Source organism: Pseudonocardia sp. (genome assembly GCF_050250275.1).
Classification (GTDB): domain Bacteria; phylum Actinomycetota; class Actinomycetes; order Mycobacteriales; family Pseudonocardiaceae; genus Pseudonocardia.
In genome coordinates this window covers 124360-148450 of record NZ_JBFWOY010000004.1, presented here as the reverse complement: position 1 = coordinate 148450, position 24091 = coordinate 124360, and the positions used below count along the sequence as shown (strand labels likewise).

The 24091-nt window shown below is 73.5% G+C and carries 31 protein-coding genes, 1 tRNA gene, 1 pseudogene and 1 riboswitch; of the genes and pseudogenes, 20 read left to right on the top strand and 13 right to left on the bottom strand.

Features of this window, described 5'->3' with window-relative positions:
* Positions 1 to 75: 75 nt before the first annotated feature.
* Positions 76 to 873: an ArsR family transcriptional regulator gene (locus AB7F12_RS05875; RefSeq protein WP_428500479.1), complete on the top strand. Its 798-nt coding sequence runs from the start codon at positions 76 to 78 to the stop codon at positions 871 to 873.
* Positions 870 to 1259, top strand: a complete 390-nt coding sequence (locus AB7F12_RS05870; RefSeq protein WP_428500480.1) for a VOC family protein — start codon at positions 870 to 872, stop codon at positions 1257 to 1259. The genes AB7F12_RS05875 and AB7F12_RS05870 overlap by 4 nt, the downstream gene beginning before the upstream one ends.
* Positions 1260 to 1553: 294 nt before the next feature.
* Here the strand turns inward: AB7F12_RS05870 and AB7F12_RS05865 are convergent, their stop codons facing one another.
* The 3 genes from AB7F12_RS05865 to AB7F12_RS05855 all read right to left on the bottom strand — a co-directional run bounded on the left by AB7F12_RS05865 (position 1554) and on the right by AB7F12_RS05855 (position 3237).
* On the bottom strand, positions 1554 to 2015 hold the full coding sequence (locus AB7F12_RS05865; protein WP_218616442.1) for a hypothetical protein: 462 nt from the start codon (positions 2013 to 2015) through the stop codon (positions 1554 to 1556).
* A 7-nt stretch (positions 2016 to 2022) separates the two neighbouring features.
* On the bottom strand, positions 2023 to 2484 hold the full coding sequence (locus AB7F12_RS05860) for a hypothetical protein (RefSeq protein WP_218605813.1): 462 nt from the start codon (positions 2482 to 2484) through the stop codon (positions 2023 to 2025).
* A 411-nt stretch (positions 2485 to 2895) separates the two neighbouring features.
* Entirely contained in the window at positions 2896 to 3237 is a 342-nt protein-coding gene (locus AB7F12_RS05855; protein ID WP_218605815.1) for a YnfA family protein, read from the bottom strand.
* Between the two features lie 854 nt (positions 3238 to 4091).
* Between AB7F12_RS05855 and AB7F12_RS05850 the strand changes: the two genes are divergently transcribed.
* The 5 genes from AB7F12_RS05850 (at position 4092) to AB7F12_RS05830 (ending at position 7076) form a co-directional block, all read left to right on the top strand.
* Positions 4092 to 4619 carry a sigma-70 family RNA polymerase sigma factor gene (locus AB7F12_RS05850; protein ID WP_218605812.1) on the top strand — a complete coding sequence of 176 codons (528 nt, stop codon included), beginning with the start codon at positions 4092 to 4094 and terminating at the stop codon, positions 4617 to 4619.
* Positions 4616 to 5242 carry a hypothetical protein gene (locus tag AB7F12_RS05845; protein WP_218605811.1) on the top strand — a complete coding sequence of 209 codons (627 nt, stop codon included), beginning with the start codon at positions 4616 to 4618 and terminating at the stop codon, positions 5240 to 5242. Before AB7F12_RS05850 ends, AB7F12_RS05845 begins: the two co-directional genes overlap by 4 nt.
* Positions 5243 to 5263: 21 nt before the next feature.
* A complete protein-coding gene (locus AB7F12_RS05840; protein ID WP_218605810.1) occupies positions 5264 to 5869 on the top strand; it encodes a CHRD domain-containing protein in 606 nt (201 codons plus the stop codon).
* Between the two features lie 66 nt (positions 5870 to 5935).
* A complete protein-coding gene (locus AB7F12_RS05835; RefSeq protein ID WP_218616441.1) occupies positions 5936 to 6565 on the top strand; it encodes a class F sortase in 630 nt (209 codons plus the stop codon).
* A 52-nt stretch (positions 6566 to 6617) separates the two neighbouring features.
* Positions 6618 to 7076, top strand: coding sequence for a hypothetical protein (locus AB7F12_RS05830; protein ID WP_218616440.1), 459 nt, complete (start codon positions 6618 to 6620; stop codon positions 7074 to 7076).
* A gap of 27 nt (positions 7077 to 7103) precedes the next feature.
* Here AB7F12_RS05830 and AB7F12_RS05825 read toward each other — a convergent pair whose 3' ends face one another.
* The gene (locus tag AB7F12_RS05825; RefSeq protein WP_218616439.1) at positions 7104 to 8270 is read right to left on the bottom strand and encodes a TDT family transporter; all 1167 of its coding nucleotides are present in this window, start codon (positions 8268 to 8270) and stop codon (positions 7104 to 7106) included.
* A gap of 94 nt (positions 8271 to 8364) precedes the next feature.
* Between AB7F12_RS05825 and AB7F12_RS05820 the strand changes: the two genes are divergently transcribed.
* Positions 8365 to 9267 (top strand): LysR family transcriptional regulator, encoded by a 903-nt coding sequence (locus tag AB7F12_RS05820; RefSeq protein ID WP_308187709.1) that lies wholly within the window; start codon positions 8365 to 8367, stop codon positions 9265 to 9267.
* 43 nt (positions 9268 to 9310) lie between these two features.
* On the opposite strand, the gene AB7F12_RS05815 is transcribed toward AB7F12_RS05820, so the two are convergent.
* Positions 9311 to 10258, bottom strand: a complete 948-nt coding sequence (locus AB7F12_RS05815) for a DUF302 domain-containing protein (protein ID WP_218616438.1) — start codon at positions 10256 to 10258, stop codon at positions 9311 to 9313.
* A 376-nt stretch (positions 10259 to 10634) separates the two neighbouring features.
* Entirely contained in the window at positions 10635 to 10880 is a 246-nt protein-coding gene (locus AB7F12_RS05810) for a YrhK family protein (RefSeq protein ID WP_218605808.1), read from the bottom strand.
* A gap of 998 nt (positions 10881 to 11878) precedes the next feature.
* Between AB7F12_RS05810 and AB7F12_RS05805 the strand changes: the two genes are divergently transcribed.
* On the top strand, positions 11879 to 12808 hold the full coding sequence (locus AB7F12_RS05805) for a LysR family transcriptional regulator (RefSeq protein ID WP_218605807.1): 930 nt from the start codon (positions 11879 to 11881) through the stop codon (positions 12806 to 12808).
* A gap of 6 nt (positions 12809 to 12814) precedes the next feature.
* Here the strand turns inward: AB7F12_RS05805 and AB7F12_RS05800 are convergent, their stop codons facing one another.
* The 4 genes from AB7F12_RS05800 to AB7F12_RS05785 are packed head-to-tail and all read right to left on the bottom strand — an operon-like array spanning position 12815 to position 14407.
* Positions 12815 to 13288 carry a universal stress protein gene (locus AB7F12_RS05800; RefSeq protein ID WP_218605806.1) on the bottom strand — a complete coding sequence of 158 codons (474 nt, stop codon included), beginning with the start codon at positions 13286 to 13288 and terminating at the stop codon, positions 12815 to 12817.
* A complete protein-coding gene (crcB, locus tag AB7F12_RS05795; RefSeq protein ID WP_308187708.1) occupies positions 13285 to 13656 on the bottom strand; it encodes a fluoride efflux transporter CrcB in 372 nt (123 codons plus the stop codon). Before crcB (AB7F12_RS05795) ends, AB7F12_RS05800 begins: the two co-directional genes overlap by 4 nt.
* The gene (crcB, locus tag AB7F12_RS05790; protein WP_218616437.1) at positions 13653 to 14129 is read right to left on the bottom strand and encodes a fluoride efflux transporter CrcB; all 477 of its coding nucleotides are present in this window, start codon (positions 14127 to 14129) and stop codon (positions 13653 to 13655) included. Before crcB (AB7F12_RS05790) ends, crcB (AB7F12_RS05795) begins: the two co-directional genes overlap by 4 nt.
* Positions 14126 to 14407 carry a DUF3040 domain-containing protein gene (locus tag AB7F12_RS05785; protein WP_218602105.1) on the bottom strand — a complete coding sequence of 94 codons (282 nt, stop codon included), beginning with the start codon at positions 14405 to 14407 and terminating at the stop codon, positions 14126 to 14128. Before AB7F12_RS05785 ends, crcB (AB7F12_RS05790) begins: the two co-directional genes overlap by 4 nt.
* 59 nt (positions 14408 to 14466) lie before the next feature.
* A riboswitch (Fluoride riboswitch) is annotated at positions 14467 to 14528 on the bottom strand.
* A 64-nt stretch (positions 14529 to 14592) separates the two neighbouring features.
* Here AB7F12_RS05785 and AB7F12_RS05780 point away from each other — a divergent pair.
* From AB7F12_RS05780 to AB7F12_RS05745, 8 genes and pseudogenes are all read left to right on the top strand, one after another.
* Complete coding sequence (locus AB7F12_RS05780; RefSeq protein WP_218602104.1) at positions 14593 to 15006, top strand: YidH family protein; 414 nt, start codon at positions 14593 to 14595, stop codon at positions 15004 to 15006.
* Positions 15003 to 15356 carry a DUF202 domain-containing protein gene (locus AB7F12_RS05775; protein WP_218602103.1) on the top strand — a complete coding sequence of 118 codons (354 nt, stop codon included), beginning with the start codon at positions 15003 to 15005 and terminating at the stop codon, positions 15354 to 15356. Before AB7F12_RS05780 ends, AB7F12_RS05775 begins: the two co-directional genes overlap by 4 nt.
* Before the next feature lie 90 nt (positions 15357 to 15446).
* Positions 15447 to 16124: a uracil-DNA glycosylase family protein gene (locus tag AB7F12_RS05770; RefSeq protein WP_218602102.1), complete on the top strand. Its 678-nt coding sequence runs from the start codon at positions 15447 to 15449 to the stop codon at positions 16122 to 16124.
* Positions 16121 to 17235, top strand: a pseudogene (locus AB7F12_RS05765) (cytochrome c oxidase subunit I). The gene AB7F12_RS05770 and the pseudogene AB7F12_RS05765 overlap by 4 nt, the downstream one beginning before the upstream one ends.
* A 17-nt stretch (positions 17236 to 17252) precedes the next feature.
* A complete protein-coding gene (locus tag AB7F12_RS05760) occupies positions 17253 to 17477 on the top strand; it encodes a hypothetical protein (RefSeq protein WP_218602101.1) in 225 nt (74 codons plus the stop codon).
* 339 nt (positions 17478 to 17816) lie between these two features.
* A complete protein-coding gene (locus AB7F12_RS05755) occupies positions 17817 to 18110 on the top strand; it encodes a hypothetical protein (RefSeq protein ID WP_218602100.1) in 294 nt (97 codons plus the stop codon).
* Positions 18107 to 19552 (top strand): relaxase/mobilization nuclease domain-containing protein, encoded by a 1446-nt coding sequence (locus AB7F12_RS05750; protein WP_218602099.1) that lies wholly within the window; start codon positions 18107 to 18109, stop codon positions 19550 to 19552. Before AB7F12_RS05755 ends, AB7F12_RS05750 begins: the two co-directional genes overlap by 4 nt.
* Before the next feature lie 192 nt (positions 19553 to 19744).
* A complete protein-coding gene (locus AB7F12_RS05745; protein WP_218602098.1) occupies positions 19745 to 19993 on the top strand; it encodes a helix-turn-helix domain-containing protein in 249 nt (82 codons plus the stop codon).
* Here AB7F12_RS05745 and AB7F12_RS05740 read toward each other — a convergent pair whose 3' ends face one another.
* Entirely contained in the window at positions 19994 to 21268 is a 1275-nt protein-coding gene (locus AB7F12_RS05740; protein WP_218602097.1) for a tyrosine-type recombinase/integrase, read from the bottom strand.
* A gap of 128 nt (positions 21269 to 21396) precedes the next feature.
* Positions 21397 to 21478, bottom strand: a tRNA-Tyr gene (locus AB7F12_RS05735).
* An 80-nt stretch (positions 21479 to 21558) separates the two neighbouring features.
* Here AB7F12_RS05735 and AB7F12_RS05730 point away from each other — a divergent pair.
* From AB7F12_RS05730 to AB7F12_RS05720, 3 genes are all read left to right on the top strand, one after another.
* Positions 21559 to 22050, top strand: coding sequence for a YajQ family cyclic di-GMP-binding protein (locus AB7F12_RS05730; RefSeq protein ID WP_428502607.1), 492 nt, complete (start codon positions 21559 to 21561; stop codon positions 22048 to 22050).
* Positions 22051 to 22155: 105 nt separating this feature from the next.
* Positions 22156 to 23049, top strand: a complete 894-nt coding sequence (gene bla, locus AB7F12_RS05725) for a class A beta-lactamase (protein ID WP_428502606.1) — start codon at positions 22156 to 22158, stop codon at positions 23047 to 23049.
* Positions 23050 to 23412: 363 nt separating this feature from the next.
* Positions 23413 to 23760 (top strand): hypothetical protein, encoded by a 348-nt coding sequence (locus AB7F12_RS05720; protein WP_428502604.1) that lies wholly within the window; start codon positions 23413 to 23415, stop codon positions 23758 to 23760.
* A gap of 2 nt (positions 23761 to 23762) precedes the next feature.
* On the opposite strand, the gene AB7F12_RS05715 is transcribed toward AB7F12_RS05720, so the two are convergent.
* On the bottom strand, positions 23763 to 23936 hold the full coding sequence (locus AB7F12_RS05715; protein WP_428517877.1) for a hypothetical protein: 174 nt from the start codon (positions 23934 to 23936) through the stop codon (positions 23763 to 23765).
* Positions 23937 to 24091 lie beyond the last annotated feature (155 nt).

The following is a 24091-nucleotide window of genomic DNA, read 5'->3' as shown; positions in this document are numbered from 1 at the left end:
GGGACACCGAGCGGAGCGCGCCAATGCATCAAACAGAACTGATACATCAAGCCAGATTGATGGTAACTTGCCGGCATGTCACAGGAGCGGCTCGCCACGACGACGCCACCAGCGTTCCTCCAGCTGGCCGCCCACCCGCTGCGGTGGAAGCTCCTCGCAGCACTCGCCGAAGGCGATCACCGGGTCCGCGAACTGGGCGCCCGGATCGACCAGCCGCAGAACCTGGTCTCCTACCACCTACGACTGCTGCGAAACGCGGGACTGGTCAGCGCGACCCGCAGCAGCTTCGACGGCCGCGACAGCTACTACCACCTCGACCTGGACCGCTGTGCGCAGGAACTGGCCGACAGCGGCGCCGCGCTGCACCCCGCACTGTGTCGATACCCCGGCCGACCCGATGTACCACCGGTGGATCGGCCGCCTGGATCGGTCGCCGTGTTGTTCGTGTGCACCGGCAACGGCGCTCGCTCACCCATCGCCGAGGCACTCCTGCGCCACCGCACCGGCGGCGCCGTGACAGTGGCGAGTGCCGGGACCCGACCCAAGCCGGCGCTGCATGCCAACACTGTCCGCGTGCTGCACGAGTCGTTCGGCATCGACGCGACCGGCCTGCAGCCCCGCCACGTCGACACGCTCGCCGATCGACCGTTCGACCACGTCATCACCCTGTGCGACCGCGCTCGGGAGGCGTGCCCGGAGTTGCCCGCCAACCCCCGGCGGATGCATTGGAGCATCCCCGACCCGGCGACGGCCGATGGCACCGACAGCGCCACCTACCCCGCCTTCCGCCACGTCGCAGCCGATGTCGACACCCGCGTGAGGCACCTGCTGCCCGTCCTCGCCACCACCCACCGCCAGGAGGATCCGCCGTGACCGACGACTACGTGAGCGTCCGCTACATCGTCCAGGACGTGCAGGAGGCGATCGACTTCTACACCACTCACCTCGGCTTCGAGGTGAACACCAGCGCCGCGCCGGCGTTCGCCGACGTGACCCGCGGCCGGCTGCGACTGCTGTTGTCCGGCCCCGCCAGCTCCGGCGCCCGCGCCACCCCTGCCGAGTCCGCGACCGCCGGCCGCAACCGCATCCACCTCGTCGTCGACGACCTCGACGCCGCCGTCGCCCCGCTCCGAGACGCCGGCGTGCGCTTCCGCAGCGACCTCGTCAGCGGTCCCGGCGGCCGGCAGATTCTGCTCGCCGACCCCGCCGGCAACCTGATCGAGCTGTTCCAGCCGGCCAACCGGCCCAGTTCGACCTGAGCCGCGCGTCGGCACAGCCCCGCCGCACCACCGTCACCAGATCGACCAGTGGCTCGACACAGCGTCACCGGCCGGAGCCGTCCACCACCGGACACACAAGAACGGCTCCCCGCCAGCGTTTCCGCTGGTGAGGAGCCGTTCTCACGGGGTGTGGCAGGTGAAGGATTCGAACCTTCGTAGGCTAAGCCGACGGATTTACAGTCGCCGATTTCACCCGGCTGGAGTAGACGACCTGGGACTATGCGGGCAGGAGAGGCACGGTCGACCGCCGCAGGTGCAGGGTGGGACGCGAGTTCATGGACAAGTCCATGGACAGATGATCAACAACGTGCAGGCTCGCGCGGCTACCGGCGTAGCGGGCGAACTCGCCGGACGAGGTCGCTGATCGCAGCCTCGTCGAACTCGGGTGGTTGCCGGTCGTCGTCGCAGCAGGGCGGCTTCGTCCGGGGCTGGGCCGGGCGGGGGACGCCGGCGAGTTCGTACAACATCCACGGCGGCGTCCCCGTCGGTGTGCGGGCCGACCAGCAGCACCCATGCTTCGTCGCCGGAGAACGCGACGACGACCCGATCGTTGCCGCGCAGGTGCTTCACGCACAAGTTCGGAAGCGGCTCGTCACCGGTGAGCCGGTAGCCGAGCGCGGCGCATCCCTGCAGGGCGAGCGCATGCTCGAACTCGTTGTAGGCCTTGCGCCGGGGCCCGCGAAGACTGTTGATCTGCCGATCGGACACTCGCGTCGACCTGACGAGGTAGGGCACCGGGGGACTATGCCGAAGGCTTCGCCACCCGTGTGGTTCCCTCGCCGTGGCGCATCTGTTGCAGCGACTCGGCCAGGTCGTCGCGCTCGAGCCAGGTGGCGTCGACGAGTCGGCGATGGACTTCGTCGAGCAGCCCGGTGGTCCGGCCGGCGACGCGCAGGTCCGCCAGCAGGTGCAGAACCTCGTGGACCCTTCTGGCGTCGAGCAGGAGCCGGGAGGAAGATCCGGCGGCCCGGGCGAGGACTCCTTCCTCAACCCATGCACGGACCGTCTTCTCCGACAGCCCCAGCAACTCGGCGGCGATGCGCGGCCTGAGCGCAGGCGCCCCGGCCAGATCCTTCTCGACGAGGTCGAGCAACGCCGACCGTCGTTCGTCCTGGTCGGGGAGAGACTTCGCCACGCTCTCCAGCGTCTCGATGCGCTCGATCAGATCGAGGGCTTGAGTCGTCTCGTGCGCGACCGTGGACATGGCGACCTCCCACCAACGGTTCTGATTATTGGCTACATTATCGGAAGCCACAAGCCCACCCGAACGCTGCCTCAGCAACCACGCATCGATCACACCCCGACTGCGCGACGCCATCAGCACCTCGGAACGCCCCCGTTCCAGCAGCCACGGGTCTGGCGATATACATCGCCACTATCTCGCTGCTTCTTCAGCCGTGGGTTCAGCCTGAACGTACTGTCTACAACTCGGCCCATAGTCCCAGTTGGACACAGATCCAAGGCGGTTGGGCAGCGTCCGCTGCGCACAGACACCTCGTCGCCGCGATAACCGCTCCCGGCTCAGGCTGCGAACGAGCGCTCGGCGGCTACGACCTCAGCGACGCCGGGTGCGCTCGTCCAGCTGGGATGAGTCCGTCACGGAACCGCGGTGTGATCAGACGGCGCCGGTACGGGGGGCGTACATGATGACGGCGACCCCCGCCAGGCAGACGAGCGCGCCGGTCACGTCGTAGAGGTCGGGCCGGTAGCCGTCGGCGACCATCCCCCACACCAGCGAGCCGGCGACGAACACCCCGCCGTAGGCGGCCAGGATCCGGCCGAACTGGGCATCGGGCTGAAGGGTGGCAACGAATCCGTAGAGGCCCAGGGCGATGACCCCGGCACCGATCCACACCCATCCCCGATGCTCGCGGACTCCCTGCCAGATCAGCCAGGCGCCGCCGATCTCGAACAGTGCGGCGATGACGAACAACGCGATGGACCGGGCGATCAGCACTGTCCCCGGTCCGGCGTCAGCGGGCAACCACACCCATCGTGGCCCCCGCGCCACCGGACCGGAAGAACCGGTTTCAGCGCGGAACGCGCGGCCCGCCAGGGATACAAAGGCTGAGTCGGGATCAAAACGGTACGGAGGCCGTGTGTGCGGCGACGACCGCCGCGCTAACCCGCGCGATCAACTGACGCAACCGCCCAGGCCGAGCGAAGGCCGACTCGGCCGTGTCCGCGACCGTGCGGGGACGCCTGGTCGCGGGCCGGGTCGCGCGGAATGTCGTGGACGTGGAGTTCATCGGATCCTCGGCTCAGGGGGCGACAGGACAACACGCCACATCCGAGGGCCGCAGGCCGCTCAGCGGATGTGGGAGTCCTGACAACAGAGCCGGTCGTCGATGGAGAGCTGATCCATCGCGAGCAGGCACACACAGAACGTGTGCGCCTTCCACGACGCTCCGGCGGTCATGCCACCAGTGGACCATTCCGAAGCCGGTGAACGCAACGCCGCCCCCGGCCGAGCCGGCGACGGGGCCAGGCGATACCGCGCAGCATCCCCGCGCGGGTGGAGGCCGGGGGTCGGCCGGCGCAGTCCAGCTCGACAGTTGCTCGACGCCCGTCGCGGCCCACGTCCGCCCCGGGCCGGTGACCTTCGGCCAGTCCGGCGGGATCCCCGGGCACCTCACAAGGTGGTCGAGCGTGACCGCCAACCCGTCGTCGAGCCTGCCGCATCCCGTTCGGCGGGACGGGCCCCGCAGCGAGGACGTGTCGTCATGCTCGTTGCTCTGATCGGGTGAACAGTGACCGGCTCGTCAACAGCGGGGCGGCCGCCCGGTAGTCCCCTGCGTAGGAGGTGAGGCGGTGTCGCGGACAGCGCTGGGGGACGAGCGGGCGGTGGGTGCGGCCTACGCCGCGCACGGTGCCGAGCTGTTCCGGCTGGCGCACCGGCTGCTGCTGGACCGCTCGGCCGCCGAGGACGCGGTGCAGGAGACGTTCGTACGGGCCTGGCGGTCGTCGGCGCACTTCGACCCGGCCCGCGGATCGCTGCGCACGTGGCTGTTCGCGATCGCGCGCAACGTGTGCGTGGACGCCGCCGCCGCGCGGGGCCGCCGGCCGTCCCCGCAGGCCCGGGAGGTCCTCACCCCGCTGTTCGTGGCCGAGCCCGCCGACCCGTTCGACGCCGTGCTGGCCGGCTGGCTGGCCGACGAGGCGGCCCGCCGGCTCAGCGCCGAGCACCGGGAGGCGCTGCTGCAGGTGCACCTGCTCGGCCGCGACTACACCGACGTCGCCGCGGAGCTGGGCATCCCGGAGTCGACATTGCGCAGCCGCGTCTACTACGCCCTGCGCGCGGCGCGGCTCGCGCTGGAGGAGATGGGATGGACCGGATGAGCGCACGGTGCCGGGACCGGCGTCCCGAGCTGGTCGACGTGGCGCGCGGCACCGCCGCGCCGTCACCGGGGCTGCTCGCCCACCTCGACGGCTGCCCGGACTGCGCCACCGAGCTCCGGGAGCTGACGGCCGTCGCGGCCGCGATGGCGCGCGCCGACCCGGCCGCGCTGCGGACGCCCGGCGCCCACACCTCGGGTCCGCAGCCCTCCGGGGCGCTGGGCGCCCGGGTGGTCGCCGCGGTCCGCGCCCGGCGCAGGCGGCGCACCGTCACGGCGGCGCTGGCCGCCGCCGCCGTCGTCCTCGCTCTGGCCGGCGGCGCCGCGGTGCTCGTCACCCGGGCGGCCCCGGCGGTCCCGGCCACGACGGTCGCGCTGAGCGTGGTCGAGACACCGGTGCCGTGGGGCACCCGGCTGCAGATCGAGGCCACCGGGCTCCCGGCCGGCGGCCCGTTCCGGGTCTGGGTCGAGGACGCCACCGGCACCCGCACCCCGGTCGGCTCGTTCGGGCCGACCGACGACGGGCGGGCCTCCGTGCCCGCCGCCACCGAACTGGCCCCGGGCGGCATCCGCCGCGTGGGGCTGTCGACGGCCGGCGGCGAGGATCTCGCCGCCGTCGACGCCTGAGCACCAACACGAGGAGAGCACATGAAGTTGACCAGGATCCTGACCGCCGCCGCCGCCGCGGCCCTGCTGACCGGCGTGTCCGGCGGCATCGCACTCGCCCAGGAGACCGACCCGGTCACCCTGACCACGTCGGGCAGCGGCGCGGAGGAGGTGCCCTCGGGCACCGGGCAGGACGGTGCCACGCTGGCCGGCACGTTCACCCTCGCCGCCGACGACACCCTCACCTACACGCTGTCGGTCACCGGGGCCGATGAGCCGCTCACCATGGGCCACATCCACCAGGGCGCGGCCGGCGCCAACGGCGACGTCGTGGTGCCCCTCGACATCGCGGCGATCAGCGCGGGTACCGAGGCCACCGCGATGGTGCCCGCTGAGGTGGCCGACGCGATGCGCGCCGACCCCAGCGGCTTCTACGCCAACGTGCACTCCGCGTCCTACGCCCCGCCCGCCGGGGTGGCCCGCGGCCAGCTCTCGCTGGACGGGGCGGCCGCCCCGTCGGTGGTGAACACCGGTACCGGTGGCCAGGCCGCCGGACCCGACGCCGGAGCGCTCGCACTGCTCGGCGGCGTCGGCCTGGCCGCGGTGGCCGGTTCCGTGCTCGTCGCGCGGCGCCGTCGCACCTCGTGACACCCGGTTCGCCGCGTGATCAGGTGTGCTCCGTGGTCCGGCGCGTCCCGTGACCGGAAGCCCCCCGTGATCGCGCGTCCGGCGCCGGCCCCGGTCCTCCGGGGCCGGCGCCTGGCCGCGGGGCTGCTGGTCGCCGCCCTCACCACCGGTTGCGCCGGCCCCGCAGCCACCACCCTCCCGGCCACCACCCTCCCGGCCGCAGCCCCCGTCCCCGCCACGGCCACCGCCGCGGGCGGGGTGGTACCCGCGGCGCTCGAACTCCCCGAACAGCAGGTGCGGGCGGGCGTCCAGCCGTCCGCGGCGGCACCCGACGGCGAGCTCGCCGTACCCGAGGACCCGCAGCGACTGGGCTGGTGGGTCGGCGGCGCCCGCCCCGGGGACCCCACCGGCACCGCGGTCGTCGCCGGACACGTCGACTCCGCCCGGGCCGGGCTCGGCGCGTTCGCCGCCCTGCGCGACACCGACGTGGGCGACCCGGTCACCGTCCGCGCCGCCGACGGCACCGCGCGCGAGTTCGTCGTCACCGACGTGCTGGAGTTCGGCAAGCAGAACCTGCCCGCCGAGCTGTTCACCCGGGACGGCCCGCCCCGGCTGGCCCTGATCACCTGCACCGGCGCTTTCGACCGCGAACGCGGCAGCTACGCCGACAACCTCGTCGTCCTGGCCGCCCCGGCCCCGGATGTGTCCGAACGATGACGGTGACGCCGGACCGCACACCCCACTCAGACGATCATGAAAGGGTCGGATCATGCGACGCATCCCGGTTCTCGCCCTCCTCGCCCTCCTCGCCGCCCTCGCCGCCGGCTGCTCGACCGCCCCCGCGACCACCGCACCGACCCCGTCAACGTCCGGCACCCCGGCGGCCGATACCCCTGCCGACGACTCCGGCGCGGTGACGGAGCAGCGCTTCCCCGACATCGTCGACGTCGCGGTCACCGGTTCCGCGCCCACGTTCTCCTTCGCGGTGACCGTCAGCTCGCCCTACGACTCTCCCGAGCGCTACGCCGACGCGTTCCGGGTCCGCGGCGAGGACGGCACCGTCTACGGCGTCACCGAGCTGACCCACGACCACGCCACCGAGCAGCCCTTCACCCGCAGCCTGTCCGGCGTCACCCTGCCCGCGGGGGTGAGCAGCGTGGTCGTCGAGGGCCGCGACCAGGCCAACGGCTGGGGCGGCGGCACGCAGACGATCGACGTGACCGGCTGACCGGGCCTGCGCCGGCCGGGGTCTCGATCAGGCGGGGGCCGGGGCGGGCGGCAGGAACAGGTGGCCCCGGGCACTCCCCCGGGCGGTTCGGGCCGCGACCGTGATCCACGCGCCGACCAGCCCGGCGTAGAACACCACCGCCAGCACGGCCAGCACGGAGTCCCCGGTGTGCAGCGCCAGCGCGCTCGTGCCGGTGACGACGGTGCCCACGGGGAAGGTGAACGACCACCAGGTCAGCGAGAACGGCAGGCCCGCCCGGGCGGTGTGCACGGTGACCGCGCCGGCCAGCGCGATCCAGAGCAGCGTGAACCCGAACACCGGCACCCCGTAGACCACGCCGAACACCTCCAGCGCGGTGGACAACGGGGCGGGCAGGGCCAGGTGTGCCACCCCGCCGAGCAGGTTGACCGCGGTGATCGACTGGCCGAGCCAGCCCAGCACGATCCACATCGTCGGCACCGTCGCCGCGGGCCCGGTCCCGTGCACCGCCAGCCGGTACAGGATCAGCGTGGTGATCATCACCGACGCGAGCAGGCTCAGCCCGAACATGGCGTAGCAGGCCAGCAGCAGCGATAGCCGGGCCTGTCCCGGCGCGGCGTAGGGCACCAGCAGCGCCCCGGTGGCGGCCGAGACCATCGGCGGCACCACCGGCATCAGCCAGCCGGCGAAGACCGAGTCCGAGCGCAGCTCGTGGCGGGTGATCATGAGAAACGGGATGATCACCGCGCTGGCCAGCCCGGCGACGGTGCCGACGGTCCACAGCACCCAGTCGATGTGCACGGCCAGGCTCTCCCCCAGCAGGTCGCGGCCCAGCAGCAGCGTGCCCGCACCGACGGTGAGCAGCGCCATCGGCGGGGCGCCGTAGAACTGCGCCATCACCGGGTTCGCCGCGTGCCCGCGGGCGTGGTCCCGGTGCCGGGTCCAGTGCGCCGCCCACGCCACCGTCAAGGCCACCAGCATGATCGCCGCGACGCCCCAGACGACCGTGGCCGCCGCGCGCAGACCGGCGAACTGCAGCGGGAGCGTCACCGCCGCGTTGGCGACGATGCCGGTGCCCATGATCGAGGCGTACCAGTTCGGTCCGAGGTGCGCGATGACGTGGCGCGGGTGCTCCAGGTCGGCGAACAGGCCGATCCGGTGCAGCAGGTGCGGCGTGGCTGCCGGACGTCCGGGGGCGGTCGTGGTCGTGGTCATGGTCCCGATCATCGGCGGGTGTCCGGCCGTCCGGTAGCCACCCCGTCGCGGGGTATCCCCAAAGCGGCTTTGTGGCTCGGCCTACCCTGCGGACGTGGCCCTGTCCCCGCACGTCCCCGACCTGAGCTCGCTGGAGCTGCTGGTCACCGTGGCCGGCACGGGCAGCTTCGGGGCGGCCGGACGCGAGCTCGGCCTGACCCAGCAGGCGGTCTCGGCCCGCATCCGCACGATCGAACGGCTTATCGGCGTCCCGCTGGTGCAGCGCACCCCCCGGGGCAGCCGCCTGACCGACGCCGGGCGGCTCCTCGTCGGCTGGTCCACACCCGTGCTGAACGCCGCCGCCGAGCTCGACGCCGGCATCGACTCGCTGCGCGAACGCCGCGACGGGCACCTCGCGATCGCGGCCAGCTTCACCGTCGCCGAGTACCTGCTCCCCGGCTGGCTCGTCGCGCTGGCCGCCGAGCAGACCGCCGCCGCGCGTCCCCGCACCGCCGTGCACCTCGCCGTGCACAACAGCGACCAGGTGATCGCCGAGATCCTCGACGGCACCACCGAGCTCGGCTTCGTCGAGGGACCCGACCTGCCGCCCGGGCTCGCCCACCAGGTCGTCGCCCGAGACGAGCTGGTCGTCGTCGTGCCGCCCGGCCATCCGTGGACCCGCCGGGCCCCCGACGTCGCCGCGCTCGCCGCCACCCCGCTGGTCGCCCGCGAGGCCGGCTCCGGCACCCGACGGGCCTACGAACGCGCGGTGTCCCCCGCAGATCCCGCCGTGGAACTGTCGTCCACCTCCGCGATCCGCAGCGCGGTGCTCGCCGGCGCCGGGCCCGCCGTGCTCTCCGACCTCGCCGTCCATGACGACCTCGCCACCGGCCGGCTCATCCGAGTGCGGGTGCACGGCCTCGTCCTCACCCGGGACCTGTCCGCGGTCTGGGCCGATGGCTCCACCCCCACCGGACCCGCCCGCGACCTGCTCCGCATCGCCACCCGCCGCCGATGACCCTCGGACAAGCGCCGGCCGTCACGAGACGTACGGTCCGCGGTCAGCCGCCCGCGGCGGTGCCGGTGAAGGTCGTCGTAGCCGTCTCGACCATGTCCAGCACGCCGTCCACCCCGCTCAACCCGTGCCGCTGCGCCAGTACCCGGATGTCGGGATGCCCGACGTGCACCACACCCGCCTCGTCCTCCCAGGCCAGATAGCGCACCGGCAGGTCGATGCCCATCGTCTGGTTCGCCTGCAACAACATGGTGCCGACCTGCGGGTTACCGACGAACGTCACCGACGTCGGGCGCAACTGCTCCCCGATCGACGCCGCACCCGCCGCGTGGTCCACCGTCGCCACCGGCATCAGGTCCTTCGCGGCGAACGCCTCCTCGTAGCGGGTGATCGCCTCGGCCACGCCGACGTCGCTGACCTGCTCGACGAGGTAACCGTCGCCGGACACCTCACCCTCACCGGTCGTCACCGGCTCGTCGTTGCCGCCGGCCGTCGCGGAGATCATCGCGGAACCCATCCGCAAGCCCTCCAGAGCCTCCGAGCCGGCCGCGATGCCCGCGCGGGCACCGATGTACTCCGCGGAGTTGTAGCCCAGGTAGACGGTGCCGTCCTCGGCCTCCCAGCTCAGGTACTTCTGCGGCAGGTCGACCCCGGCGGTCTGAGCCTCGCTCATGACCGGGGTGCCCGCCATCGGTGCGCCGCCGATCACCAGCGTGGTCGGGCGCAGCTCCTCTCCGACCGACTCGGCGTTCGCGGCGTGGTCGACCACCGCGGTCACCATCCCGGCCTCGGCCAGCCCGGACTGCACCCGCTCGCTGGTCTCGGCGACGTCGTAGGCGCTCTCGTACACCACCAGGCCGGGCACCTGCGGCGCCTCCGCACCGCCCGCCGCCGGTGCCGCCGCCGGGGCGTCCCCGGTGCCGCCTCCACCGGATCCGCAGCCGGCCAACGCGAGCGCCGCGGCCGCGGCGAGGGTCAAGGTCGTTCGGCGCATCGTCGAACCTCTCGTTGTCGTGATGGTGAACTCAGGCCACGCGGCCGGGGGTGCCGTCGGCGCCCCGGACCGGCAGCCCGTCGCGGGTCCCATCCCTGCATGCCGTCGACCATCACCTGCGCCGACAGACCCGCTTCGGTCAGGTGCTCGGTCGCCTTGGCCGCACGCCCGCCGGTGCGGCACACCGTGACGACGGGGCGGCCGTGTCGAGCTCATCGAGGCGGTCCCCCAGCTGTCCAGCGGGATGTGTCGGGCGCCCTCGACTCGGCCCGCGGACCACTCGTCGTCCTCCCCGACGTCGAGCACCTCCAACTCGGCGCTGCGGTCGTACACATCTCGGGGCTGCACTGTCGTACCCCTCTCGTGATCGATGAGCTCAGTCGGGACGGCGTCTGCGCCGGTACCGCACGAACGCCTCCCCGAGGCTGCCCACGAGCATTCCGAACGACCCCACCACGAACAGCCACAACGCGGCCGTCTCCAGGCTCGGGACCAGGAAGAACGCGCTCCCCACCAGGAACGTCGCGTTCCCGACCCCGCCGATGATCAGATGGATCACCGGGAAGTCGTCGACGAAATCACGGACCAGGGCGGAGCCCACCCCGCTCCACTGCTCACCCATACCCACCAGCCTCCGCATCCGACGCCACGGGCTGTCGCCGGGGCCTGGAGCAACGCCCGGGACGGTATCGAGGATCACTGATCGGCGCAGGCCGGGCGGCCGGCGTGGCGTGGTGGCTCCATCCGCCGCCGGACCCGGCCGGCACGGCCTCGACCCGAGCACGCCGGGGATCCAGGACGCGTCGGGCCTGCGCCTCCGGTCCGCGGCGTCGGGGTCGATCGGGTAGTCGCCAGGCTGATCGCGGTACGAGATGCACGGCGCCCGGCGAGGTCGGCGGAGACGGCCGGTGCCGTCTCGTCGGACGGGTGGCCGCTGTAGCCGGTCGCCCTCGTCCTGGGTGAGGTGGTCGGTGCGCCCCGCTGCCCCCACCTCCGCGATCCACGGCGACCGCGAACCAGACCAGCCGGTCCACGGCCACCGTCACCGCCACGGCGCCGATCAGCGCGACCGCCCGGACGAGCTCGCGCGGTTCGGTCGCGCCGAACGCGGGTCGCACCTGCAGACCCACCAGCACGAACAGCGCACCGTTGAGCAGGAACGTGGTCAGCTGCCAGGAGGCGCGCGACGGCAACCGGGTCCGTGCCCGGATCCCCCGCGGGCTCAGCCTGCTGTGCGCCAGGCCGTAGACCACCACCGCGATCACCCCGAGCCGTGCACCACCTCCGCGGCGAGCAGTACCGACCGGCAACAGCGACCGGATCTCCCGCAGGGAGGTCGTGCGAGCCTCCCAGCAGAGCAGTGCGAAAGGAAGATTCAGCACCACGACGCCGGGAGCGAACCCGACCTCGTCCGGACCCAGAAGGAACGACAGACCGATCCCACCGGCGACCAGGACGGCGGACGACGGCCGCAGCGAGAGTCGGCCCCGGCCACGTTCAGGGTGCGGCGGGCTGCGCGGTGTCTGCCCGACAGTCCGCCGACGCCCGCTGCGGCCCGGCTGTTGCTCGCCCGCGGCAACCGGCCGGACACCATGCCCCGACCGCCGATAGGCTCCGCGGATGCCGCTGCCACCTCGGGTGCCCGACATCGGGGCCCTGGACCTGCTGCTCAGCGTGGCCCGGCTGGGCAGCCTGGGACGGGCCGCGCAGGCGCACGGGATCTCCCAGCCCGCGGCCGGGTCGCGGATCAGGCACCTCGAGGGTCTGCTCGGGCTGTCGCTGATCGACCGCTCCGCCCTGGGCTCGGCGCTCACCGCGGACGGTGCGGCGGTGGTGGGGTGGGCCCGGGACGTGGTGGACGCGGCCGTGGCCCTCGACGGCGGGGTCGAGTCGCTGCGCAGCGGCCACACCCGGCAGCTGCAGGTCGCGGCCAGCCTGACCGTGGCGGAGTACCTGGTGCCCTCGTGGCTGACCGGGCTGCGGGCCCGGCGGCCGGACGCGGTCGTCTCGGTGCGGGTGGTGAACTCCGCGCAGGTGGCCGAGCAGGTGCTCACCGGCGGGGTCGGTGTGGGTTTCGTGGAGGGCCCGTCGACACCGGCCGGCCTGGAGAGCTGCCCCGTGGGGCACGACCGTCTCGTCCTGGTCGTGGCGCGCGAGCACCCCTGGACGCGGTGTGGCCGGCCGGTGGAGGTCGCCGAGCTGGCCGGCACACCGCTGGTGCAACGCGAGCCGGGGTCGGGCACGCGCGAGACGACCGAGCTGCTGCTGCACGGGCTGCCGGACGTGGCGGCGCCCTCGGTCGAGCTGTCGTCCACCACCGCGATCAAGGCCGCGGTCGCGGCCGGGGTCGGACCCGCGGTGCTGAGCTCGCTCGCGGTGGCCGAGGAGCTGCGACACGGTCAGCTGGTGGCGGTACCGGTCATCGGGGCCGCTCTGGACCGCACGCTGCGTGCGGTGTGGGCCACCGGGCGCACGCTCGGACCGGAGTCGCGCGACGTGCTCGCGGTGGCCACGGCGCACTCCGCGGCCAGGCCGGACCCCGGCGGTTGACGGCGGTCAGGACGGGGGGACCACGAGGACCGGCCGGTGCTGGCGGTGGATCACCGCGTGCGACACCGACCGGTCGAGCACCCGCTCGAACACCGCGGACACCCCCTCCCCCTGGGTCCCGACCACGATCATCAGCGCGTCGACCTCCTGGGCGAGAGCGACGAGCAGGTCGGCCGGGTCGCCGCGGCCGGCGTGGTAGCTCCACCCACCGAGGGCGCCACCGGCGACGTCGCGCACCGCCCGCCGCTGTTCCTCCAGCGCGCGGGCGGCCTGCTGGTCCCAGTCCGCGCTGTCCGGATCGATCGGGTAGTCGTCGAGATCGACACCGTGTACCACGTGCACCGCCGCCCCGCCGAGCCGCCGGGCGAGGTCCACCGCCACCTCCAGGGCCCGCCCGGCCGACGCGGAACGGTCGTGGCCGACCACCAGATGTCCCGCCGCCGGGCCGGCGGCGGCCTGCAACTGCACCCGGTCGCTCATGTCACCCTCATCCCGATCAGGTAGCCCAGCGACGCCGCGGCCAGGCCGGCCACGACGCTCCCCACCACGTACGCGGCCGCGACCCGCACCCGGCGGCGCTCCAGCAGCCCGGCGCTCTCGTAGGCGAACGTGCTGTAGGTCGTCAGCGCCCCGCAGAAGCCGACACCGACCGCGGCGACGAGCGCCGGGCCGGGCGCCAGGCCCGTCACCAGGCCGAGCACGAACGACCCGGCGACGTTGACGACGAACGTGCCCCACGGGAACGACGAGCCGTGCCGGCCCTGCACCGCCCGGTCCACCAGGTAGCGTAGCGGCGCGCCGACCGCGGCCCCCACCGCCACCGCGAGCACCCCGACCAGCGCCGTCACCGCCGCACCCCCGCCCACCTGCGGGTCACGACCACCCCGAGCGTCGCCGCCGCGACTGCCAGCAGCGGGGTGACCACGACGTAGCCCAGCGCGATCCACGGCCGCCCGGCCACGACGGCGCCGAGGGCCTCGACGGTGTAGGTGGAGAACGTGGTGTAGCCGCCGAGCACCCCGACCCCGAGCAGCGGCCGGGCCAGCGGGTGAGCCCGGTACCGCTCGGTGACCAGCACCATCAGCACCCCGATCAGCAGGCACCCCGAGACGTTGGTCAGCAGCGTCGCCCACGGGAAGCCGCCGGCGCGGTGCGGCAGGACCATCCCCAGCACGTAGCGCGCCTGCGCGCCGATCACCCCGCCGACCGCGATCGCCGCCAGTACCCGCCACCGGGCCGGCGCGGCGAGCTCGGCCCGCTGGGCCGGAACGTGCAGGTCGACGTCCGGGTCGACGGCCCGCCGCGCGTCCCTGCCGGTCATCGCGGCTGCGCCCCGCCGGGATCGGCGGCGTACCGGGCCGGGATCCAGCACAGCAGCAGCGCGACCATCCCACCGGCGACGAATCCGCCGTCGGGCAGCACCACACCGGCCAGCAGCATCAGCGCGCCACCCCAGGCCAGTGACCGCGTCACCCACCGGCCGACGACCAGCAGCCGACCCGGCCCCTCGCTCAGCGCGGCAGCCAGCACCGGGTCGTCGACCGACAGCGCCCGCTCGATGTCGCGCAGCGCCCGGCGCTGTCGTCGATCCAGGGTCACCGCCCACCACCGGAACGGCTTGACGTCGCATTCACGAGGACGGCCTCCTACCCACGGTGGTCCGGGTAGGAGCTATCAGCCTGGACGGCGGTTGACGGCGAGCCCCATCGCCTGTGCTGGGAGGCTACGCCCGTCCCGGCGTGGACGCACCCCGTCGCCGGATAAAGGAATGCCGTAGCCGGGCCATGGAGGCCCGGCGCGGGCACAACCGCGATCATCGGCCGCTGCGGGCCGACGACACGGAACATCTCCCGGACGGCCCGAAGGGCGGGTCCGACCCGGACTACCGGTTCGCCCTCGCCAACGAGCGCACCTTCCTGGCGTGGTTGCGCACCGCGCTCGCGCTGGACGCCGGAGGGATCGCCGTGGTGACCCTGCTGCCACGGTTTGGTCCGGCCGGTGGCCGCGAGGCCGTCGGGATGGCCCTGACCGCGCTGGGAGTGGCCGTGGCCGCCGCGGCCGTGTGGCGCTGGCACCGGGTCCAGCAGGCGATGAGCCGCGACGAGGACCTCCCGCCGACCCGGATGCCGGTGCTGATCGGCGCCGCGCTGGTGCTGCTCGGCGCCACCGTGGCGGTACTGCTCGCCCTACCCGCATGACGCGGCCGCACCGCACGGCCGCCGGGGTGCGCGGAGGCCGTTCGGACCGGCCCGGGCGCCAGGCCGAGCGCACCGGGCTGGCCTGGGAACGCACCGCGCTCGCGCTGCTGGTCAACGGCAGCCTGCTGTTGCTGCGGCACAGCGCCACCGGCGGCCCCGCCGTCCTCGCCGCGGTGATCGCCACCGTCGCCGCCCTCGCCACCGCCGCCCTCGGGCTCCTCAGGGCACGACGCATCCGGGCTGCGGCGCACCGCGTCCCGGTCGAACGCGGTGCGATGTGGACGGTCGGGGTGCTGGTGATCGGGGTCGGCGCAGCCGTCGGCGCGGCCGAACTCCTGTTTCGGGCCTGAACCCACCCGGCCGGGTACAAGCCCGGACTTGGGACTTCCGAGGCCGGCGTGGGGTGGCGCCCGGCTCGGCGCCGCTCCAGGCTCTGCGCGATGCCTGTTCCCGACCCGACCCAGGCCGAACGGGCCCGCGTGGCCGCCCGGATCCGCGCCTGCCGGCGCTGCCCCCGCCTGGTCGCCTGGCGCGAGGACGGCGACCGCGGCCTGCCGGTCCCCGGCTTCGGCGACCCGGCCGCCACGGTGTTCCTGCTGGGCCTGGCCACCGCGGCGCCCGGCAACCCGACCGGCCGCCCGTTCACCGCCAACCGGTCGGCGGACTTCCTCGTCGCCGCCCTGCACCGGGCCGGCCTCGCCGACCAGCCGCGATCCGAGCACGCCGGCGACGGCCTGCGGCTGAGCGGGGCGTGGATGGCCTCGGCGGTCCGCTGCCCGCCACCGGGCCACCGCCCGCTGGCCGCCGAGCGCGACGCCTGCCTGCAGCACCTGCGCGACGAGTGGCACGCGCTGCCGCACCTGCGGGCCGTCCTCGCCCTCGGCGCGTTCGCCTGGGACGCCGCACTGCGCGCCGCCGACGTCGACCCGAGGCCCCGGTTCACCCACGGCGCCCGAGTCGCCACGCCGGACGGCCCCGTCCTGCTGGCCAGCTACCACCCGAGCCCACAGAACACGAACACGAACCTGCTCACCGCCGCCATGTTCGACACCGTGCTGGGCCGGGCCTGCGCAGAGGGCCGGTACGCGCCCCCGACCACCTCCGAGGAGTCGACATGACACAGGTCCAGCCCGAGCCGTCACCACCCGGGAGTACCCGGCGCGCCGGACCGGGAAAGGATCGACGTTCCTGAAGATGATCAGGACGAGCGATCCGAAGGACATCGCGATCCTGTACCTGGTGACCGCGTTCGGGTTCTTCCTGGCCGGTGGGGCGATGGCGTTGCTGATACGCGGGGAGCTGGCCGCGCCGGGGATGCAGTTCCTGTCCACCGAGCAGTACAACCAGCTGTTCACCATGCACGGCACGATCATGCTGCTGCTCTACGCCACCCCGATCCTGTTCGGGTTCGCCAACTACATCCTGCCGCTGCAGATCGGTGCCCCCGACGTCGCGTTCCCGCGGCTCAACGCGTTCTCCTACTGGCTGTTCCTGTTCGGCGGGCTGATCGTGCTCTCGGGGTTCCTCACCCCGGGCGGGGCGGCGGACTCGGGATGGTTCGCCTACGCGCCGCTGTCCGGGCCGGTGCACTCGCCCGGCGCTGGGCAGGACCTGTGGATCGTCGGGCTGATCGTGTCCGGGCTGGGCACCATCCTGGGCGCGGTCAACATGATCACCACGGTGGTGTGCATGCGGGCGCCCGGGATGACGATGTTCCGGATGCCGATCTTCGTGTGGAACATCTTCGTCACCAGCCTGCTGATCCTCATCGCCTTCCCGGTGCTCACCGCGCTGCTGGCCGACCGCCATCTCGGGGGGCACGTGTTCGACCCGGCCAACGGCGGGGCGATCCTCTACCAGCACCTGTTCTGGTTCTTCGGCTCGTCGGTGGGCGCGTTCGTGCTCGGGGCGTCGACGCTGCCGTTCATCTGGAACGTCTTCAAGTCCTACCGCTACGGCCGGGTCGTCACCGTCGACGACCCGTGGGGCTTCGGCAACTCCCTGGAGTGGGCCACGAGCTGCCCGCCGCCGCGGCACAACTTCACCGAGCTGCCCCGGATCCGTTCGGAGCGCCCGGCGTTCGAGCTGCACTACCCGCACCTGGTCGAGCAGACCCGGTCCGAGGCACACAGCGGGCGAGCCGCAGCCTGGGGAGGTGCCCCGTCCGAACGGCTCGCCCAACGCGCCGGCCGGGAGAACCAACCCGACGACGACCCCCGCTCCCGCTGAGCCCCACGACCACCGCGATGGCTTCGCTGGACGACTCGGGGGACCGGCCCCTCGACGCCCGGGAGCGGCGCGCGCTCACCCACATCGAACTGGGGCTCGGCCGGGCACGGCGGCGCCGATGGGGCGTCGGGCTCGCCGTGGGCTGCGTCGCCATCGGGGTCGGCGCGGCCGCCGGTGCCGTGGCGCTCGTGCTGCTCGTCGTCGCGGTCATGACGATGACGGCCGTCCGTGCCCTGTTCTGACTGCCGCGCAGCACGCTGCAACCCGGCCGTCACCGCCCTCGTCGGCAGTGTGCTCTTCCTGATCCCCGGCCTGGAGCAAGTGGCTCAGGGGCTGAGGTACGGCTCCCCTCCGACCCGCCTTGCCACCGAAGTAGTCGACGACCTCCTTTAGCTTGGTTCGATCGTGCGGGTCGGTCCGTGGTCAGCCAGTGACCACGGACCGACCACGCATCGACAACCCGATCGACCACGCTGCGGCAGCGGCCGTCGACGAGGCTCGCCGCGATGGAAGCCAACCCAGCATCGGTCCCGCGTCGCGGTCAGCCGCACGCGGCTGCGCCGCGGCGGCGGCAGGTGTTGGTGCGACTGTCCGACGCCGACCTCGCGGCGGTCAAGGCCGGTGCGGCGCGGGAGGGGCTCGCGGTCGGGGCATGGATGCGGGAGCTCGCCGTCCGCGCGGCCGACGGCGGCGCGGGCTGGGACCTGGCGACGTCCCGGCGCGAGGTCGTCGCGCAACTGGTCCGGGTGCGGGTCGAGGTCGCCGATATCCTCGGTGCCGACGACGTCCCGGCCGTCCGCGAGCGCGTCATGGTCGCGCTGCTCGGTCTCGACACGCTGATCGGTGACGCCGCCCGGAAGCCACCCCGGCGGTGATCACCAAAGTGGTGCACGGCTGGCGTCCGGGCGGGCTGATCGCCTACCTGATGGGCCCCGGCCGCGCCGAGGAGCATCGACACCAGCGGGTCATCGCGAGCTGGGACGGCCTCGACGCCGCATGGCAGCCGGCGCGGACCGGTACGGGTCCATGGGATCTGGACCTCGGGCCGCTCGCCGCGGCCCTGCGCGCGCCAGCGGTCGCCGCCGGGCTGCCCGACCGCCGCGACGACAGCGGCAAGCGCGGGTACGTCTGGCACTGCTCGGTCCGGCTCGCGGCCAACGATCGGGTGCTCAGCGACGGCGAGTGGGTGGGGATCGCCCGCGAACTGCTCGACGGTGCGGGTATCGCGGGCCGGGACGACCCGGGCGGGCCGCGGTGGTTCGCCGTGCGGCACGCCGATGACCACATCCATATCGCCGTCGTGCTGGTCCGGCAGGACACGGGCAGGCGGTTCTGGCCGTACCGGGACTACCCGCGACTGCGCGAGACCGCGCGGGCGGTCGAGCGACGCCTCGCGCTGACCGAGACGGCGGCGGCCGATGGGACCGCGGCGCGGTCGCCGTCGCGTGGGGAGATCGAGAAGGCGACACGGCAGGGCCGGGAGCCGGCGCGGGTGGGGCTGGTGCGTGCGGTGCGCGAGGCCGCGATCGCGAGCAGCGGCGCCGAGGCATTCATCCAGGCGTTGTGCGCCGCCGGGTATCTGGCCGAGCTGCGGCGGGCCCCGTCCGGCGATCCGATCGGGTTCAAGGTGGCGCGACCCGACGACCTCAGCTCGGCGGGTCAACCCGTGTTCTACAGCGGCAGCAAGCTCGCCGCGGACCTGTCCCTGCCCAAGCTGCTGCAGCGCTGGGCCGACAGCGCCGGAGGATCCGCTACCGGTCGTTCGGCCACGGCCGGGCAGGTCGCACGGGCCCGCCGCGCGGTGGCTGCGGCCCGTCGTGGCGCAGGCGTCGAGGACGTCGACGGCATCGGACACGCGACCGGCGACCTGCTGACCGCGCTCCGCGGATGGCCGGGTGCGGGACGAGACCTCGGGGAGGCGGCGGACCTGTTCGACCGGGCCGCCAGGGCACCGGGTCGCAGCGTCGGGCGGGCGGGTCCGTCGAGTGTCGGTCTGCGCCGCATGGCGCGGCAGCTGATCCGGCAACGGCGGGTCGCGACCGACGACGACCTGGGCGCGGTCATCGTGCTGGCCGTGGCGGTGGCCGTACTGGTCCGGGAGATCGCAGCGTGGCAGCGGGAAGGTGGCCGCACCCACCAAGCCGACGCGGCGGACGCAGCTGCGGACGTGGTCGACCGATGGTCCGCGTCGCGCCCAGGCGCCGTCCGGAAGGTCCAGGCACAGCGAGCCCGCCCGGGCCTCGACCGCGGTACGACCGCCATCAGGCCACGACACGGGTCGCCCGCTCCGCGGCTCTCGCCCTCCGTTCGGGCCTGATGCTCCGGCGTTCCCAGCAACGCCACGACCACGGATCCGCAACGCTGCGACCACCGACCGGGTCGGGATCCCTCCGTGGGGTCGATGGAGCCGTTGCCCGCGACCACGCATCCGCCGCCGGTGCTCGGCACGCTCGTCGGACGGATGTCGGCAGCTCGGCGACGTTCGGAGACGCACCCGAGGGAGCCCGCCATGACGACGAACGGACCCATCTTCTACACCGTGGCCGAGGTCGCCGAGATCCTGCGAGTGGATGCTGCGACCGTCTACCGGTCGATCCGCGCGGACGCGTTCCCGGCGGTCCGGATCCGGAGCCGCTACGTCATCCCAGCAGGCGCGGTCATCGAGATGGCAGAGGAGGCGGCGAGGTCCGGTGGCTGCATCGACCTCGCCCGCCGCACGCAGTCGGCCCGCCACCACCGAGCAGACCACCAGCGCTGATCAGCTGCGGCCGGGGCGCTTGGGCATCCGGGAGCCCAGGATCTCCGCCGCCTGGCGATCGGTCGCCGCCACCCACGCCGCGTACACCCGCAGCGTCGTGGCTCCGCCGCCACCGTGACCGAGCCGGCCGGCGACGGTGCGCAGGTCCACGCCGGCGGTCAGCAACTCCGTCGCCGAGTAGTGCCGCAACGCGTGGATGTGGGTGTCGATGCCGAGCCGGCGGGCGAGGTTGCGGTACCGGCTCGACACCGAGTGCGGCGAGCACGGCGTGGTCGGCTCGAAGCGGCGGGAGTTGGAGAACACGTACATGTCATCGGCCAGCTCAGCCCCGAGCTCGCGCAGCCGCTGCGCGCAGCGGTCCTTGTGCTCGGTAAGCAGGACGACGGTCTCGGTGTCCAGCGCGATGCGGCGCATCTGGTGGGTCTTCGTGTCCTTCTCCGTCCCGACGCCGTGGCGCAGCCGGTAGCTGCGGCGGACGTCGACCACGCCGGTGTCCAGGTCGATGCGCGACCAGCGCAGCGCGCAGACCTCGCCCCGTCGCATCCCGGTGGTCATCACCAGCCACACGAGCGTGCCCCAGTCGTCGTCGACGGCGAATGCCCCGTCGACGAGCCGTGCCGCGTCCGACGGCGACGGCGGATCCGGCTGGGGCGGCAGCTGCCGGGGCCGCTGCGCACCGCGGGCCGGGTTGGTCGTGATCCAGTCCCAGCGCACCGCGGCGCTCAACGCACCGCTGATGACGGCGTGGACCTGACGGACCGTCGAGGCCGCCATCGGCCGGCAGACGTGCGGGTGGCAGCCGGACGGGTCGCAGTCGTGCTGCCCCTCGACCTGGTGGACGACGAACGAGCGCCCCCCGCACCGGGCCCGGCACCGCCGGAGCTCGGCGTAGAGCGTCTCCAGCATCCGGGTGGAGATGCGCGAGATCGGCACCTGGCCGAGCGCGGGGCGGATCGTGCGCTCGACGTAGCCGACGTAGGTGTCGCGGGTGCTGTCCTCGATCTCGACGGTGCTCAGCCACTCGTTGATGGCGTACTCCAGAGACACCGTGCTCTGCGCGGAGCGCTGGCCGTCGACCTGCGCCTGCAGCCGGGCGAGGACCTTGTCCGCTTCCCGGCGCGCGGCGCGGTCGGTCCCGCGGACCGTCTCCGACAGGTACCGGTCGCGCGCCGTCACCGGGTCGACACCGGCGAACACGCGGACCTGGAGTGACCCGCCGCGGACGCGCACGCTGCCCCGCCTGCGGTCCGCCGACGTGCCACCTGCCCTGGTCACGCCGCTATGGTAGGCAGAAATCCATGGACGCGGGCATGGACGACGATCGGCGGCTGATCACGCGGGCCCGGACAAACCTACGGCCCCCTGACCTGTTCTAGCTGGTCAGAGGGCCGTAGACCGGGGTGTGGCAGGTGAAGGATTCGAACCTTCGTAGGCTAAGCCGACGGATTTACAGTCCGCTCCCTTTGGCCACTCGGGCAACCTGCCGGGGTGCGCTGGGCGCGGGCAGAAGAATACGACAGCACGAGATCGGGTCCGCACAGGGGGCCCGTCATGAGGAGGTGCCCATGGCCGACCCGTCGTTCGACGTGGTGAGCAAGGTCGACCGGCAAGAGGTCGACAACGCCCTCAACCAGGCCGCCAAGGAGCTGTCGCAGCGGTTCGACTTCCGCGGAACCGGCACCGGGATCTCCTGGTCCGGGGAGGAGGCGATCACGATCGAGTCCGAGACGGAGGAGCGGGCGAACGCCGCGGTCGAGGTCTTCAAGGAGAAGTTGATCAAGCGCAACATCTCGCTGAAGGCGTTCGAGGTCGGGGAGCCGGCGATCTCGGGGAAGGTCTACAAGGTCAGCGGCAAGATCCTGCAGGGGATCGAGTCGGACAAGGCCAAGGAGATCAGCAAGGCCATCCGCGACGAGAAGTTCAAGGGCGTGCAGGCGCAGATCCAGGGCGACCAGCTGCGTGTCTCCGGCAAGAAGAAGGACGACCTGCAGGCCGTCATCGCGCTGCTGAAGGGCAAGGACTTCGGCATCGCGCTGCAGTTCACCAACTACCGCTGACCCGCGGCACGTCACCGACCACAGCTGACCCGCGGAGGGGCCGGCCGCCACGCGGCGGCCGGCCTCTCGCGGCGTGGCACGACCCGGGCGGACAGTGATCACCGTATGAGACGTCGGGCCCTGCTCGGGGCGCTGCCGCTGCTCGCCGCGGCCGCATGTACCGCCCCGGCGCCGACGCGGTCGACGTCGGCGACGACGTCGCCCGCTGCGGCGCCGGTGGTCTCGTTCGATGACCTCGAGGCCGGCTTCGGGGCGCGGCTGGGGGTGTGGGCCCGGGACACGGGCAGTGGCGTGGAGGTGGCGCACCGGGCGGACGAGCGGTTCGCGTTCTGCTCGACGTTCAAGGTCCTCGCGGCGGCGGCGGTGCTGCGGGACGTGGCGCCGGAGCGGCTGGACGCCGTCGTCGGCTACTCCCCCGCCGAGCTGATGACGAGCGCGCGCATCACCCGTGATCATGTCGCGACGGGCATGACGGTGCGGGAGCTGTGTGATGCCGCGGTCCGGTTCAGCGACGGGACGGCGGGCAACCTGTTGATGCGGGAGGTCGGCGGCCCGGCGGGGTTGACGGCGTTCGTCCGGGGCATCGGCGACGGGGTCACGCGCGTCGATCGCATCGAGCCGGGGCTGGCGCAGGGGACCCCGGGGGACGTGCGCGACACGTCGTCGCCCCGGGCGTTGGGGCAGGACCTGCAGCGGATCGTCCTGGGCGACGTCCTCGCCGGCGAGCGCCGCGATCTGTTGCAGGACTTGCTGGTGCGCAACACGACCGGCGACGTGCGGATCCGGGCGGGGGTGCCCGCGGGGTGGCGGGTCGCCGACAAGACCGGCACGGGTGGCTACGGCACGGCCAACGACGTCGCGGTGGTGTGGCCGCCGGGGCGGGCGCCGGTCGTCGTCGCGTTGATGTCGTCGCGGGGGAAGCGCTACGCGGAGGTCGACGAGTCGTTGCTCGCCGAGGCGGCGGGCCGGGTCGCGTCGGCGCTCACCGCACCGGGCTGAGAGGCGTGCACCGCGCCGGGGCGAGAGGCCCGCACCACGCCGGGGCGAGAGGCCCGCACTGCGCCAGAGCGAGAGGCGCGCACCGCGCCGGGGCGAGAGGCCCGCACCACGCCGGGGCGAGAGGCCCGCACTGCGCCAGAGCGAGAGGCGCGCACCGGGCGGGGTGGGTGACGCGCACCATCACGGGTGGGCGGCCGTGCCGACGTGCCACCGGCCGAGCCGTGCCCGCCGCCCGGGGGTGGGGCTGGCACCACCCCGGGAGTCGGGCTCCCCGCCTTGCTACTCGGGGGGCTTCACCAGCGATTTCGTCCGTCGTGGGCGCGAACCTTGAGGCCGTACGGAGTACGGCGCGAGGAGGACGACATGACCCGCACGACGACCCGCTGGATCGCGGCTCGCGCGGCGTTCCTCGTGGTCGCGACGTGCATCACGATGTACGTCGCGAACGAGGCGATGGCGTTCGGCCACATGGTCACCCACATCCGCCACCCGCACGCCCACTCCGCGCAGCACGTGCCGGGTCCGGGACGTCAGCCGTCGACGCAGGTGGCGGTGGCACGGCCCGACGAGCGGGACTGCCCGGCGTCGCTGGGGACGTTGCGCACCGGCGGCGACGTCCGGCACCCGGGGGTCGACGACTCGTGCGCGTCGGCGCGGACCGCCGGCCCGGCCAGAACTGCACCGGTGGTGGCGGCAGGGTCGCTGCGCTGATCTCAGGGCGGGGTGTTCGGCCGGAACAGCGAGCCCGGCTCGGGGGGCGGCCCGTCCTCCGGGGGCGGGGGCGGTGGCGGTGGCGCGGCGGACCTGCGCCTGCGGTCGAGCACCAGCAGCACGGTCCCTGCGACGATGCACGCGACGGCGACGACGAGCCAGCCGACGAGGGTCACCAGGCGTCCCGGCCGCGCGCCGCCACCCGCGCCGGGTGGCGGCGCCGTGACCGTGGGAGCGGACGGCACATGGTCGCAGCGTCCGGGCGGCGAGGGCGTGCGTCAACCCGAAGCCGCAGGTCGTGGGCCGTCCGGCCGCATCGGCTGCCCCGAGC